General features: G+C 62.4%; 13 protein-coding genes. 4 read left to right on the top strand and 9 right to left on the bottom strand.

Going from position 1 to position 13684, the window contains the following annotated elements:
• Nucleotides 1-42 precede the first annotated feature (42 nt).
• Both K3752_RS07450 and infC read left to right on the top strand, forming a co-directional pair.
• The gene (locus K3752_RS07450) at nucleotides 43-876 is read left to right on the top strand and encodes a ferredoxin--NADP reductase (RefSeq protein WP_170339407.1); all 834 of its coding nucleotides are present in this window, start codon (nucleotides 43-45) and stop codon (nucleotides 874-876) included.
• Nucleotides 877-1034: 158 nt separating this feature from the next.
• Complete coding sequence (infC, locus tag K3752_RS07445; protein ID WP_170340067.1) at nucleotides 1035-1583, top strand: translation initiation factor IF-3; 549 nt, start codon at nucleotides 1035-1037, stop codon at nucleotides 1581-1583.
• Between the two features lie 79 nt (nucleotides 1584-1662).
• Here the strand turns inward: infC and K3752_RS07440 are convergent, their stop codons facing one another.
• Nucleotides 1663-2979 carry an aspartate aminotransferase family protein gene (locus tag K3752_RS07440; protein WP_260065919.1) on the bottom strand — a complete coding sequence of 439 codons (1317 nt, stop codon included), beginning with the start codon at nucleotides 2977-2979 and terminating at the stop codon, nucleotides 1663-1665.
• Nucleotide 2980: 1 nt separating this feature from the next.
• The gene (locus K3752_RS07435; RefSeq protein WP_260065916.1) at nucleotides 2981-3742 is read right to left on the bottom strand and encodes a 3-keto-5-aminohexanoate cleavage protein; all 762 of its coding nucleotides are present in this window, start codon (nucleotides 3740-3742) and stop codon (nucleotides 2981-2983) included.
• Between the two features lie 88 nt (nucleotides 3743-3830).
• On the opposite strand from K3752_RS07435, the gene K3752_RS07430 reads away from it, so the two are divergent.
• Complete coding sequence (locus K3752_RS07430; protein ID WP_260065915.1) at nucleotides 3831-4733, top strand: MurR/RpiR family transcriptional regulator; 903 nt, start codon at nucleotides 3831-3833, stop codon at nucleotides 4731-4733.
• 44 nt (nucleotides 4734-4777) lie between these two features.
• On the opposite strand, the gene K3752_RS07425 is transcribed toward K3752_RS07430, so the two are convergent.
• From K3752_RS07425 to K3752_RS07405, 5 genes are all read right to left on the bottom strand, one after another.
• The gene (locus K3752_RS07425; protein ID WP_170338850.1) at nucleotides 4778-5569 is read right to left on the bottom strand and encodes a xanthine dehydrogenase family protein subunit M; all 792 of its coding nucleotides are present in this window, start codon (nucleotides 5567-5569) and stop codon (nucleotides 4778-4780) included.
• A gap of 100 nt (nucleotides 5570-5669) precedes the next feature.
• Complete coding sequence (locus tag K3752_RS07420; protein WP_260065912.1) at nucleotides 5670-8030, bottom strand: xanthine dehydrogenase family protein molybdopterin-binding subunit; 2361 nt, start codon at nucleotides 8028-8030, stop codon at nucleotides 5670-5672.
• An 81-nt stretch (nucleotides 8031-8111) separates the two neighbouring features.
• Nucleotides 8112-8597, bottom strand: coding sequence for a (2Fe-2S)-binding protein (locus K3752_RS07415; RefSeq protein WP_260065910.1), 486 nt, complete (start codon nucleotides 8595-8597; stop codon nucleotides 8112-8114).
• Nucleotides 8598-8745: 148 nt separating this feature from the next.
• On the bottom strand, nucleotides 8746-9750 hold the full coding sequence (locus K3752_RS07410; protein WP_260065908.1) for a molybdopterin-binding protein: 1005 nt from the start codon (nucleotides 9748-9750) through the stop codon (nucleotides 8746-8748).
• Entirely contained in the window at nucleotides 9747-10715 is a 969-nt protein-coding gene (locus K3752_RS07405) for an XdhC family protein (protein ID WP_260065906.1), read from the bottom strand. Before K3752_RS07405 ends, K3752_RS07410 begins: the two co-directional genes overlap by 4 nt.
• A gap of 256 nt (nucleotides 10716-10971) precedes the next feature.
• Between K3752_RS07405 and K3752_RS07400 the strand changes: the two genes are divergently transcribed.
• Entirely contained in the window at nucleotides 10972-11472 is a 501-nt protein-coding gene (locus K3752_RS07400; RefSeq protein ID WP_170338859.1) for a hypothetical protein, read from the top strand.
• Nucleotides 11473-11474: 2 nt separating this feature from the next.
• Here K3752_RS07400 and K3752_RS07395 read toward each other — a convergent pair whose 3' ends face one another.
• Entirely contained in the window at nucleotides 11475-12731 is a 1257-nt protein-coding gene (locus tag K3752_RS07395) for a VWA domain-containing protein (protein ID WP_260065903.1), read from the bottom strand.
• Between the two features lie 37 nt (nucleotides 12732-12768).
• The gene (locus K3752_RS07390; RefSeq protein WP_170363577.1) at nucleotides 12769-13677 is read right to left on the bottom strand and encodes a MoxR family ATPase; all 909 of its coding nucleotides are present in this window, start codon (nucleotides 13675-13677) and stop codon (nucleotides 12769-12771) included.
• Nucleotides 13678-13684: the final 7 nt, after the last annotated feature.

Below are 13684 nucleotides of genomic sequence, written 5' to 3'. Positions count from 1 at the left end.
GCTTAAACGGAGATGCCGGTTTACCAGACCGGTAGTGAAACGATGACAGAGATGAAGCCCGTGACCGAAGCAACCGCCGTGAAGGCCCCCGTCCTGCCGGACGCCCAGACCGTTCTGGAAGTGAAACACTGGACCGACCGCCTGTTTTCGTTCAAGGTCACGCGTCCGCAATCGCTGCGCTTCCGCTCGGGCGAATTCGTTATGATCGGCCTTTTGGGCGACAACGGAAAACCGTTGCTGCGCGCCTATTCGATCGCGTCGCCGTCGTGGGACGAGGAACTGGAATTCTATTCGATCAAGGTGCAGGACGGCCCGCTGACCTCGAAACTGCAGCACATCCAGCCCGGCGATCAGATCATTCTGCGGCCCAAACCGGTGGGGACGCTGGTTCATGATGCCCTGCTGCCGGGCAAGCGCCTGTGGTTCTTTGCCACCGGAACCGGGTTTGCCCCCTTTGCCTCGCTGCTGCGCGAGCCTCAGACCTATGAGGACTACGACGAGGTCATCATCACCCACACCTGCCGCGAAGTGGCGGAACTGGAATATGGCCGCCAGCTGATCGAGAACATCCGCAAGGACGAGTTGCTGGCCGAACTGATCGGCGAAGGTTTCGCCGACAAGATCCGCTATTACCCGACCACCACCCGCGAACAGAGCCCCAAGATGGGCCGGATCACCGACCTGCTGAAGGACGGCACCGTCTTCAAGGACCTGGGCATCGAAGGCGGCATCAAGCCCGAGACCGATCGAGCGATGGTCTGCGGCAGCCTGGCCTTCAACCACGACATCAAGGCCATTCTCGAAGAGTTCGGCTTGCGCGAAGGCGCGAACTCGGACCCCAAGGAATTCGTGATCGAAAAAGCCTTTGTCGGCTGAGCCGAGATCCGGGCCGGCGAACGCCCGTTCCGCCGGCCCGAGCACCGCGTCGACACGTGCGAATTTCGTGTCATAGCACCTATATGGCGCTTGAAAGAACCTTCGTCTCAGTTTAAGTTCCCGGCTCGGAAATCGGCAATTATCAAAGGAATGAACCCATAGCCCGCAGACCTCACAACGCGCCGCCACAACGTGATACCGGCCCGCGCGTCAATGAAAAGATCCGTGCCCCCGAAATTCGCCTGATCGGCGCCGAAGGTGAGAATGTCGGGGTGGTTCATCCCGCCAAGGCCATGCAGATGGCAGCCGATGCCGGTCTTGATCTGGTCGAGATCTCGCCCAACGCGAATCCGCCGGTCTGCAAGATTATGGACTTTGGCAAGTTCAAGTACGAGCAGCAGAAACGCGAAAGCGAAGCCCGCAAGAAACAGAAGATCATCGAGGTGAAAGAGGTCAAGTTCCGGCCCAACACCGATACGCATGATTACGACGTCAAGATGCGGAACGTTTTCAAGTTTCTCGAGAATGGCGACAAGGTCAAAGTGACCCTGCGCTTCCGCGGCCGGGAAATGGCGCACCAGAACCTGGGACGTGAACTGCTTGAGCGCGTGGCGGAGGACGTCAAGGAAATCGGCAAGATCGAAAACATGCCGAAGATGGAAGGCCGCCAGATGATCATGATGATCGGACCGCTTCCCCAGAAGTGACGGCACATGGATCCGAGTGACCAAAGCTCCCTCGTTCGAGGGAGCTTTTTTGTTTGTGGGTCAAAGTCAGGACGGCGGGTCAGATTGCTTTGGAAATCGCAACCGACAACTTTTCCACCAGTTCGTCCAACTGCGGCTCTTCGATGATGAATGGCGGGGCCAGAAGCACATGGTCGCCTCTCCTGCCGTCGCGTGTTCCGGACATCGGATAGCAGATCAACCCCGCTTCGACGGCGGCTTTCTTGATCTTGGCCGCCACCCCCCGGGCCGGGTCAAACGGTTCGCGCGTATCTCTGTCAGCCACCAGTTCGATGCCTCGGAACAGACCCCGGCCACGGATGTCCCCGACATTGGGATGCTGGCCAAAGGCCGCCTCGAGTTTGGCTTGCAGTTTGTCACCCATGTCGCAGGCACGGGCCGGCAAATCGCGCGAGGTAAGTTCTGTCACAACAGCCAGGGCTGCCGCCGTGGCCACCGGGTGTCCGACATAGGTATGGCCGTGCTGGAAGAAACCCGAGCCATTTCGGATGGCGTCATAAATCCGATCGGTGCACAGCGTGGCACCGATGGGTTGATATCCAGCCCCCAAGCCCTTGGCGATGCAAAGAATATCCGGCGCCACCCCATCGTGGTCGCAGGCAAACAGATGGCCGGTCCGGCCCATGCCGCACATGACCTCGTCGAGGATCAACAACACGCCGTATTGATCACAGATTTCGCGGATCCGCTTGTAATACCCCTCGACCGCGGGGACGGCGCCCAACGTGGCCCCGACCACCGGTTCCGCCATAAACGCCATCACGGTCTCGGGGCCCAGCCGCAGGATCTCCACCTCAAGCTCATTCGCCACGCGTTGGCCATAGTCATAGCTGCTCTCGCCTTCGGGCTTTTCGGCGTATTCGTAGCAGGGCGCGATATGGCTCATCTCGATCAGCATTGGTGCGAATTGAGCCCGTCGCCATGCATTTCCGCCCGCTGAAAGCGCGCCCAGCGTATTGCCATGATAGCTCTGCCGCCGTGCGATAACCCGAGACCGCTCGGGTTGCCCGATTTCAAGGAAGTACTGGCGCGCCAGCTTGATCGCGGCCTCGGTCGCCTCGGAACCGCCGGACACGAAATAGACCCGGTCCAACGATCCGGGCGCGTGCTGGATCAGGAGATCCGCCAGGGCTTCGGCCGGTTCCGAGGTCATGAAACCAGTATGGGCAAAAGCGATCTTCTGGACCTGCTCCCGCACCGCGTGGATCACTGCCGGGTTTGAATGTCCCAGGCACGACACGGCCGCATCCCCACAGTCGAGATACCGTTTGCCCTGCGCGTCGATCAAATAACACCCATCACCGCCGACAGCGACCGGCAATTCCGCCTTGGTGTGGCGCGGAAAAACATGGCTCATATCATTTCCCTTTCAGCAAAGCGATCAACGCCGCGACCGAGGTCGCGTTGTCCGTCCATCGGGTTCCATCCGAGTTCGTCAGGCTGTTCTCAAAACCGACCCTGACATCGCCGCCACGAGCGGCCGCAGCCGCCAGACAGGCGTGTTCCAGACGCCCGAAAGCACAAACCATCCAAGGCGTACGAGCAGCGGGAAAGGCGTCCAGATCCGCCGGTTGGGATTCCTGCCCGGTGGCATAGCGTCCCAGCACCAGCAAGCGGTCTTCCTGCTCGCGCCGCACGATCCCATCCGACTGCCATCGCTCCAGCAGATCCGCATCCGTCGAATCGTAGAGGATATGCTGCACCCGAGTTCCCTGTTCCGCACACAGCGCATAGACCCGCGGGGCCAGATCTGGCGCGCGCGCAATTTCCCGAACCGAGATCGAGGCCCATTTCGGGGCCACCTGCTGCAGGCACTCCAACTGCGCAGAAACGTCAAAGATACCGGTGGCCTCGGTCGTGATCTGAACATCCATCGTTGGCACGGTTCGGGCAAGCTCGGCCATAGCCTCCCGATAGCGCCCTGCATCCAGAGAATGCGCGCCCTGCCCATCCCTGACATGCAGGTGCAACCCGTTTGCCCCGGCCGCGTGGCAGGCAATGGCCGTCTCCACAATCTCACCGGTCGAAACCGGCAAGGCGGGGTGATCCGCATGACCGCGCCGCGCACCGTTCGGTGCGACCAAAACATACGGAAGCGACGAAGCCTGTGTGTCAGACATTGAATCATCCTATCGGTTTCTTGCGTGCTTAGCTCGTGTGAGGATGTTTTTCTCTTGTAATAATCATAACATTTGTTTTTCTCCCACCATGACACCCTCAACTCGCCACCTGATGGATCGGCTGCGCCGAGAGATCGACCATTTGCCGGCCCAATTGCAGGCCGCAACAAAATACATCATCGACCATCCGGGCGATTTCGGAATCGACTCCATCCGCGTGTCTGCCGAAAAGATCGGCGTCAGCACAAACGTGATCGTTCGCCTGGCGCAGCATCTTGGTTTTGATGGCTTCGAAGCCTTTCGCCGCCCTTTCCGCAGGAATCTTGTGACAGACAGCGAAGACCGCCTCAGCCGGGATTGGCTGACCCAGTTGAATGCCGGCGATGCCTTTGCGTCGGCACAGGCCAGTTATGCCCGCAACGAAGTGAACGTAGTGTCACGTTCGTTACGCCAGCTGGATCCGGTCAAGGTCAGATCCGCAGTCACCCTGATGTCCGATGCTCCCCAGTGCTTGGTCACCGCAACCCGCGCAAGCTATGCCTTGGCCTATTACGTCCACTACGCCGGACGTATGGCCCACCCGGGAATGCAGTTGATCCCAAGGCATATGGGATCGGCCATCGACGACCTTCTGAGCGCGGGCGAAACCGACTGCCTGTTCGCAATCACCGTTCATCCCTATTCGGCCGACACGATACGTGCCATCCGGTTTGCCCGGGAAAAGGGTATGCGCGTTATACTGCTGTCCGACAGCGATGTCATTGCTCCGGGGGTCGAGGCGGACGTGAGGCTGACCGTCAGCACCCGATCACAGCATCAGTTCTCTAGCTTCTCCGGAGCGATGGCCGTTCTCGAGGTTCTTCTAAGCCACCTTTTCGCAGTCAAGGGCGACGCGGCTTATCACCGGGTTCAGGACTATCAGAAAGCGCGCGAGGATGCCGGAGCCTACTGGCAGCCCAAAAGGCTTCCGCGTGTCGCGAAAAAGAAATAGGCCCCGGAACACGTCCGGGGCCCAAAGCAGTCACCGCGACCGCGTTACATGCAGGCTTGAACCGCCCGCCGGGTCATGACACCCACCAAGTGCGCGCGGTAGTCTTTGCTGCCGTGCAGATCTCCGATCATGTTCATCGGGTTGACCCGAAGATCCATAAGGGCATCGGGCCGGAATTCCTTGCTCAGCGCCTGCTCGGCTTCGCTCCAACGGAACACGCCGTCTTCGCTGGCTCCGGTCACGGCAACGCGCACCCCGTCCGCGAAGCGGGCAAGGAAAACACCCACCAGCGCAAAGCGCGAGGCAGGCTGCAGAAACTTCTGGTAACTCGCTGCCTGCGGTACCGGGAACCGGACCGTCGTGATCAGCTCGCCCTCGTCCAGCGCTGTCGTGAACATGCCCTGAAAGAAGTCATCCGCGGCGATTTCGCGCGCATTCGTACGAATGGTCGCGCCTGACCCCAATGCAGCTGCGGGGTAGCAGGCCGCCGGATCGTTGTTGGCCAGTGACCCGCCTATCGTGCCTCTGTTGCGAACGGCAGGATCACCGATATGCCCCGCCAGATCAGCCAGCGCGGGATACTTGCCCGCAACTTCTGCTGCTACCGTGGCATGCGTGGTCGCCGCTCCAATCGAAATCGACCCATCATCTTCGATGCAGACGCCCTTCAACTCGGGAATGGCACCCAGGCTCACCAGCGTCGCGGGTGAGGCCAGTCTTTGCTTCATCGTCGGGATCAGGGTCTGACCGCCCCCCAACGCCTGTGCATCCTCTCCCGCCAACGCGGCAACCGCATCAGCAATGGTCGAGGGGTTCTTGAACTCGAAATTGTACATTTCGCTTTTCCTTTCCGAAAGGCGCGGAACCGCCCTTCATCTGGCATTTGATTGACCAGGGAGCGCGAGGGGCTGGCCCCTCGCACACCAACCTCTCCACTCAGCTGTTCATCGCCGCCCAAACACGCGACGGGCTGACCGGCATATCGATGTGGTCCACCGCCTTGCCGCCCGATTGCAGCGCATCGATCACGGCATTGACCACCGCAGGCGGCGATCCAATCGCCCCGGCCTCGCCGCAGCCCTTCACGCCCAGCGGGTTGTGCGTGCATGGCGTCTGGCTCGAATGATCCACGGTATAGAACGGCACGTCATCGGCCCGCGGCATGGCATAGTCCATGAAGGACGCGCTCAACAGCTGGCCGTTTTCGTCATAGACGCAGTTTTCCAGCAGGGCCTGACCGATCCCCTGTCCGATGCCGCCATGCACCTGACCGTCAACGATCATCGGGTTGATGATGTTGCCGAAATCATCCGCCGCGGTGAACCGTTCGATGGTCACCTGCCCGGTCTCGGGGTCAACCTCGACCTCGCAGGCATAGGCACCGGCCGGGAAGGTAAAGTTGGCCGGATCATAGAACGCGGTCTCCTCCAGCCCCGGCTCGACCTCCAGCGGGAAGTTGTGCGGAACATAGGCCGTCAGGGTCACATCGCCCCAGGCCACCGACTTGTCGGTGCCGGCCACGGTGAACTGGCCATCCTTCAGCTCGATATCGGCCTCGGACGCCTCCAGCAGGTGCGCCGCGATCTTCTTGGCCTTGTCGATCACCTTCTCGGTCGCCTTGACCATCGCCGATCCACAAACCGCCAGCGAGCGCGACCCATAGGTGCCCATGCCGAACGGGATTTTCGAGGTATCGCCGTGCACGATTTCAACCATCGACTCGTCGATGCCGATCATGTCGGCCACGACCTGCGGAAAGGCCGTCTCGTGCCCCTGCCCGTGGCTATGCGCACCCACCATGACGCTGATCGAGCCGGTGGCATTCACCCGCACGGTCGCCGCGTCATAGAGACCCGCACGCGCCCCCAGCATCCCCACGATGTTCGAGGGCGCGATGCCGCAGGCCTCGATATAGCAGTTCACGCCCAGGCCGCGCAGCTTGCCCTGCGCGTCGCTTTCGGCGCGACGTGCCGGGAAGCCGGCGAAATCGGCGGCCTGTTCCAGCTTGTCCATGGTGCCGTTGTAGTCGCCGGTGTCATAGGTCAGCGCCACCGGCGTGTCATAGGGGAACTGCGTGATGAAGTTCTGCCGGCGCAGCGCCACCGGATCGACACCCAGCTCGCGCGCGGCTTTGTCGATCACGCGCTCCAGCTGATAGGTCGCCTCGGGGCGGCCCGCACCGCGATAGGCATCCACCGGCACGGTGTTGGTGAACATCGCCCGCACATTCACCTGAATGACCGGCGTCTTGTAGTTGCCCGCCATCAGCGTCCCGTGCAGCCAGGTTGGCACCGAACTGGAAAAGGTCGACAGATACGCGCCCAGATTGGCAAAAGTGTTTGTCCGCAGCCCGACGAAATTGTTGTCGGCATCCAGCGCCAGCTCGATCTTGCTGACATGGTCGCGTCCCTGTGCATCCGACATGAACGCCTCGGACCTGCTGGCCGTCCACTTGACCGGGCGGTTGCAGGCCTTGGCGGCGAAGGTGCAGAACGCCTCTTCTGCGTAGTGGAAGATCTTGGTGCCAAAACCGCCACCCACATCCGGAGCCACGACGCGGACCTTGTGCTCGGGCAAGCCCAGCACGAAGGCACACATCAGCAGTCGGATCACATGCGGGTTCTGCGAGGTGGTATAGAGCGTGTATTCATCCGTGCCCCGGCTGTATTCTGCCACGGCCACGCGCGGCTCCATCGGGTTGGCGACCAGACGGTTGTTCACCAGTTCCAAGGTGGTGACATGCGCCGCATTGGCGAACACCTCGTTCACCTTGGCATCGTCGGCCTCGCCCAGCTGCCAGTCATAGCAAATGTTGTTTTTCAGATCGTCATGGACCAGCGGCGCGCCCTCTTCGGCGGCGGCTTTCATGTCCAGAACGGCGGGCAGTTCCTCGATGTCGACGTCGATCGCCTCGGCCGCGTCGCGGGCCTGTTCCAGGCTGTCGGCCACGACGGCCGCGATCGGGTCGCCCACATGGCGCACCTTGCCTTGCGCAAGGATCGGGTGCGGCGGTTCCTGCATGGGCGCGCCGTGCTTGTCGGTCACCTCCCAGCCGCAGGGCATGCCGCCCACGCCTTCGAAATCCTTGCCGGTAAACACCCGGACCACCCCGGGCATGGACTCGGCGGCGGACGTGTCGATGCTTTTGATCCGGCCATGCGCGATGTCGGATCGCAGAAAATACACATAGGCCTGACCGCGGATATTGATGTCGTCGGTGTAATTGCCCGCTCCGGTCAAAAAGCGCACGTCCTCGCGGCGCTTGGAACTGGCTCCGATGCCACTGTCTTTGGGCATTGCTTGTTCTCCTCCCATAAACGGATGCTTGGGCGCATCCCTGTCAACCCACGGGCGCTTTCAGTCACGCCCGCAGCGGCATCACTCGGCGGCGATGTGGCTGACGTCCTGGCCGGACGCGGCCATGATCGCCTTGACGATGTTGTGGTACCCGGTGCAGCGGCACAGGTTGCCTTCCAGGTATTTGCGGATTTCGGCCTCGGTCGGGCGCGGGTTTTCCTTCAGCAGGGCCGCAGCCGACATCACCATGCCGGGCGTGCAGAAACCGCATTGCAGGCCGTGATGATCCTGGAACGCCTGCTGGATCACGTTCAGCGATCCGTCCGGGTCGGCCTGCCCCTCGATGGTGCCGACATCGGCCCCGTCGGCTTCGAGCGCCAGAATGTTGCAGGACTTGACCGCCTCGCCGTTCACATGAACCACGCAGGCGCCGCATTGGGCCGTGTCACAGCCCACATGGGTACCGGTCAGCGACAGGTGATCGCGCAAAAAACTGGACAGCAGCGTCCGGCCTTCGACATCACCGCTCACGGTCTTTCCGTTCACGGTCATTGAGACCTGTGTCATAAGTTCCTCCCATTTTCGTATTTATCCTTGGCCCGAGTTAAACACGGGAAAAGTCGTTTGAGAACAAAAATCTTGGCCGTTTCCAACCCGTCTCTTGGGAGCAAAGAGCTAACACATATCGCAGGTCGCCAGCGGGGCGAAACTGCCGTTACGTCACTTTGCGTTTGGCCCGGGGTTGCGGACGGGTCGGGATTTCCTTGAGCAGACCACCGACGCCCATCGCCGCGATATCGGCACCCGTGGTCGGGATCCCGCAGGCCACCCGCGACAGCACCCAGTCGGCCCCGTTCAACGCGGGCGAGCGTGCGCATCCCGGCAAACCGATGACCGGCCGCTTGCCCAAAGCCCCGAGAAACAACAGGTTGCCCGGATCAACCGGCATACCGAAACGGTCCACCTGCCCTCCCGCGCGCCGAACGGCCTGCGGCGCCACGTCCTCGCCATCGGATGTGGCTGAGCCAGTCAGGATCATGACGATATCGGTATTCATCCGGGTCAATGCCTGCGCCAGAGCATCAACCGCATGCGGAACGATCTGCACGTCGTCCAGGCTCAGACCCAGGGCCTCGACCCGGCCGCGCATCGCGGCGATGCCCTTGTCGTTGGGCGGCCCGCCGGGGATGTCGGTCACCACCAACCCGGCGCTGCCAAATATCGGCGTAGCCAGGCGAATGGCCCCCCTGGCCAGCTCCGCCGCACGCTGAACGTCCACCAGCGGCACCGCGTAGGAAATGACCTTGATCGTGGCAACCATGCCACCCGCACCCATCTGCTGATGCTGAGGAACGGTGGCCACCGTGATCATCGGGTTGACCTGATTGAACGCCAGCAGAGCCTCAACGCCCAGAAAAGCTACGCCCGCGTGATCCGCAATCAGGTTGACACGCCCCGTGAACGGCTCGGTCACGCGCAAGTTGGCCCGCTTCGGATCCGGGGTCAGTGCCGCAGCCAAATGGCGCGCGGCCTCGTCCTCGTGACAGTCGCCGGGTTCCAGCCGCGCGACCACCACCTCGGACACGCCCGCCTCGGCCAACAGGGCGACATGCGTATCGTCCAGCATCATTCCCTTGCGCAGCTTTTTCGTGCCAGCCATGACCGAATGCGCAAGGATCGCGCCCTTCGCGTCCGCAACCGGTATAGGGCCGAACCTCATGCCTTGCCCCGCAGCACGGCTGTCATCTGCGCGATGATCGCAACGGCAATCTCGGCCGGTCCGGCCGCGCCGATATCCAGACCGATCGGCCCGTGGATGCGCTGCAGCTGCTCCGCCGAGAAGCCTGCCTCGGTCATCCGCTGCACCCGTTTGGCATGGGTGCGCGACGACCCAAGCGCGCCGATGTAGAACACGTCCGAGTCCAGCGCAGTCTGCAGGGCCGGATCATCCAGCTTGGGGTCGTGGGTCAGCAGAACCATCGCCGTGCGCGAATCCAGACCGATGCTAGCCACGGCCTCGTCCGGCCAGTCGGTCAGCAGCTTTTCACCGGGAAAACGGGATTTGGACGCAAACGCCTCGCGCGGATCGATGATGATCGGGTCATAGCCCGCGATCCGCGCCATCGGGACCAGCGCCTGCGCGATATGGACCGCGCCCACCACGATCAACCGCAGCGGCGGGTTGTGCACGGCCACGAAGGTCCGACCATCTTCTTCGAACCCCGAGCGATCCATGCGCAGCCGGTCCGCATAGGCGTTGCGCCGCAGCGCGCGGTGGCCGGTTTCGACATTGACCTCATAGGCCAACGGTTCGCGCCGCGCCCGCGCCGCCACCAGTTCGGCCAGCATCGGTTCGGGCAGGACCGCGCCCACCGGCTCGACCAGAACCCGGATCGTGCCGCCGCAGGCCAGCCCGACGGCAAAGGCATCCTCGTCGGTGACGCCGAATTCCAGCAGGCGCGCCTCGCCTTCTTCGATGGCTTCAAGCGCCTCGACGATCACCGCGCCTTCGACACAGCCACCCGAGACCGAGCCTTCGATTCGACCATCACCTGCAATGACCAACTGGGCCCCCACCCTCCGGGGTGCGCTGCCCCAGGTTTCGACGACCGTCGCCAGAACCGCGCCGCGACCCTCGCGAAACCACGCCAATGCCGTTTCCGGACTGTTGTCAAATCTGTCCATCGGACCCTCCCGCGGTGGTTCGCATCAACATAAGCAGGATTGACGCGATGAAAAGCAAGGGGCGCGTTCTCAGGTGGATTATCTCGGACACCGACCCTGCCAACTTGGTTCGTCATGTGACGCAGAAGGCAGGTTTCGGCCGAAGTCCGCGCCAGACAATCAAACATTTGATTGTTTTTCGGACGCCGACTAGCCTGCGGTCAGGCCCGACTTGCGGCCGAATTGACGCAAGAGATTTCGTAAAGGAGACAATGTCTTGAAACAGATATTTACACTAACCATCGGCGCAGCGGCATTGATTGCAGGCAGCGCCTGGGCCGACACTTTCGAACGCTACGGAGAGGTCGAGGGCTGGAAGGTCTTTGTCGACAAGGACAAAAAGTCATGCCTGATCGAAGCGGTCGATGATGCCGAGAACGTGGTGCAGATGGGTCTGACCGAAGACCGCAGCGTTGGATATGTCGGTGTGTTTACCAAGGCGGAAACCGACATCAAGCGCGGAGACAAGGAGGCCGTCGCGATCCTGTTGGGCGACAACTTGTATGTCGGCGAGGCGACCGGCATGAAGGGCAACATCACCAAGGGGTATTCGGGCGGCTATGTCCTGTCGGACGACCCGCAATTCGCCGACGACCTGGCCAAGCAAAAGGTCATGGCGGTGTTTCCCGAGAAGTCCTTTGGCTTCACCGTCGATCTGACCGGCACCTACAAGGCCATGGAAATGGCGCGCGAGTGCAACGAAAAGCAACTGCAGTAACGTTAGCCTGAAAGCGCGGCCAACAACCGCGCTTTTTCTCCCTGGTCGTCGGGTGTTGAGATCACGGCGGCCAGATCCTCAAGCGATGCAATCGAATGACCGGCGCGGAAGCTGTCCACATGCGGCAGCATGGTGGCGACGCCCTGCGCCTTGGGCGCGAACCCGTCCCAGCGCAGCAGCGGGTTCAGCCAGATCAGCCGCCGGGCTGACAGGTGCAGGCGTTCGATCTCTTTTTGCAGCAGGTCGGGGTCACCCCGCTCCAGCCCGTCGGTGATCAGCAGCACGACGGCCCCCTGCCCCATCACCCGGCGCGACCAGTCCCGGTTGAACTGGTGCAGGCATTCACCGATGCGCGTGCCGCCCTCCCAATCCTGCGCCTCGGCCCCGGCGGCGGCCAGCGCCGCATCGACGTCGCGCTGATGCAGGTGCCGCGTGATGTTCGTCAACCGCGTGCCGAAGGTGAATGCATGCACCTTGGCCCAGCCGGCCCCCTTGGCGTTCGAGACCGTGTGCAGAAAGTGCAGGATGATGCGACTGTACTGGCTCATCGACCCCGAGATGTCACACAGCGCGATCAAGTTGGGCCAGCGCGGTTTCGGTTTGACCAGCGCAATCTGTCGCATCTCGCCGCCCTGACGCATGGCCGCGCGCAAGGTGCGCGCCCGGTCGATCCGCTGGCCCAGATGGCTGGCCTGTCCCCGGCGCGAGGCGATCGGGTCCACCGGCAGTTGCAGCCGCGCCAGAATGCGCTTGGCCTGTGCGGTTTCCGCGGTGCTCATCTGTTCGAAATCCAGCGACCTCAGCCGTTCTTCGGACGAGGCGGTCTGCGTGGCATCAATCTCGATTTCGCTTTCGCCTTCTTGCTCGACGTCCCTGGGCTCGTCCCGTTCGACACCGTCCAGCAGGGCCTCGGCCGCGCGTTTTTCGCCCGCTTCGGCCATGCGTTCCTCCTGAACTCCGCGAATGGCCGGCAGCATCATCGACATCATGTGCTCAAGATACCGCGGGTCGCGCCAGTACAGGCGGAAGATCTGGGCAAACACGGTGCGATGCTCGGGCCGGTTCACGAAACAGGCGTGCAGGGTCCAATAGAAATCCTGCTTGCGGGTAAAGCCCGCCGCCTGCACCGCGCGGATGGCGTCGACCACACGGCCGGGGCCGATCGGCAGCCCGGCCTTGCGCAAGGCGCGCGCGAAATGGGTGATGTTCTGCGCCAGTTTCGGATCGGCCGGGATATCCAGCGGAAGCTGTTCGGCCATCGCTAGGCCCCCGGAGTGTTTTGGCGCCGCGACGACATCAGACCGGTTCGAGCGTGGCTTTGGCCTGATCCAGAATGCGCTTGGCCTCAGAGCCCTGCAGTTTCTGGATGTCGTCCTGGTATTTCAGGATCGCGCCCAGCGTGTCGCCGATCACCTCGGGGCTGAGGTTGATCACGTCCAGCGCCAGCAGGCACTTTGCCCAGTCGATGGTTTCGGCCACGCCGGGTTTCTTGAACAGGTCCTCGGTGCGCAGATGCTGGACAAAGGCCACCACTTCACGGCTCAGCGCCTCGGCGGCCTCGGGCGCGCGGGCGTGCAGGATCTCCAGCTCGCGGTCGAAATCGGGGTAGTCGACCCAGTGGTACAGGCAGCGGCGCTTGAGCGCGTCATGTACCTCGCGCGTGCGGTTCGACGTGACGATGACGATGGGCGGTTCGGGCGCCTTGATCGTGCCGATCTCGGGGATTGTCACCTGGAAATCGCTCAGCGCCTCCAGCAGGAAGGCCTCGAACGGTTCGTCGGTGCGGTCCAACTCGTCGATCAGCAGCACCGGCGGGCCAGCCGGGTCGGGCTCCATCGCCTCGAGCAGCGGGCGGCGGATCAGATAGTCGCCGCTGAACAGCTCCTCCTGCAGGCCCTTCCGGTCGGACCCGCCGACCGCCTCGGCGGTGCGGATGGCCACCATCTGGGCGGGAAAGTTCCATTCATAGACGGCCGAGGACGCATCGAGCCCTTCATAGCACTGCAGCCGGATCAGGCGGCGGCCAAGTCCAGCGGCCAAAGCCTTGGCGATCTCGGTCTTGCCGACACCCGCCTCGCCCTCCAGAAACAGCGGCCGGCCCAGTCTCAGCGACAGGAACACCACGGTGGCCAGGGCGCGGCCACAGACATAGCCCTGTTCGCCCAGCATCTTCTGAACGGCATCGATGGAATCTGGCTGGCTCATGTTTCTC

Origin of the sequence: Ruegeria sp. B32 (assembly GCF_025141855.1) — a bacterium.
Taxonomy (GTDB): domain Bacteria; phylum Pseudomonadota; class Alphaproteobacteria; order Rhodobacterales; family Rhodobacteraceae; genus Ruegeria; species Ruegeria arenilitoris.
Note: the sequence above shows the minus strand (reverse complement) of the source record. Positions and strands in the feature narration are given on the sequence as shown.

Coding starts and splice junctions, on each gene's coding strand:
- K3752_RS07450 (WP_170339407.1), top strand. CDS start 43: ATGACAGAGATGAAGCCCGTGACCGAAGCAACCGCCGTGAAGGCCCCC.
- K3752_RS07435 (WP_260065916.1), bottom strand. CDS start 3,742: ATGTCTGACACACAGGCTTCGTCGCTTCCGTATGTTTTGGTCGCACCG.
- K3752_RS07395 (WP_260065903.1), bottom strand. CDS start 12,731: ATGGCCGAACAGCTTCCGCTGGATATCCCGGCCGATCCGAAACTGGCG.
- K3752_RS07425 (WP_170338850.1), bottom strand. CDS start 5,569: ATGTACAATTTCGAGTTCAAGAACCCCTCGACCATTGCTGATGCGGTT.
- K3752_RS07415 (WP_260065910.1), bottom strand. CDS start 8,597: ATGACACAGGTCTCAATGACCGTGAACGGAAAGACCGTGAGCGGTGAT.
- K3752_RS07405 (WP_260065906.1), bottom strand. CDS start 10,715: ATGGACAGATTTGACAACAGTCCGGAAACGGCATTGGCGTGGTTTCGC.
- K3752_RS07430 (WP_260065915.1), top strand. CDS start 3,831: ATGACACCCTCAACTCGCCACCTGATGGATCGGCTGCGCCGAGAGATC.
- K3752_RS07440 (WP_260065919.1), bottom strand. CDS start 2,979: ATGAGCCATGTTTTTCCGCGCCACACCAAGGCGGAATTGCCGGTCGCT.
- K3752_RS07420 (WP_260065912.1), bottom strand. CDS start 8,030: ATGCCCAAAGACAGTGGCATCGGAGCCAGTTCCAAGCGCCGCGAGGAC.
- K3752_RS07410 (WP_260065908.1), bottom strand. CDS start 9,750: ATGAGGTTCGGCCCTATACCGGTTGCGGACGCGAAGGGCGCGATCCTT.
- K3752_RS07390 (WP_170363577.1), bottom strand. CDS start 13,677: ATGAGCCAGCCAGATTCCATCGATGCCGTTCAGAAGATGCTGGGCGAA.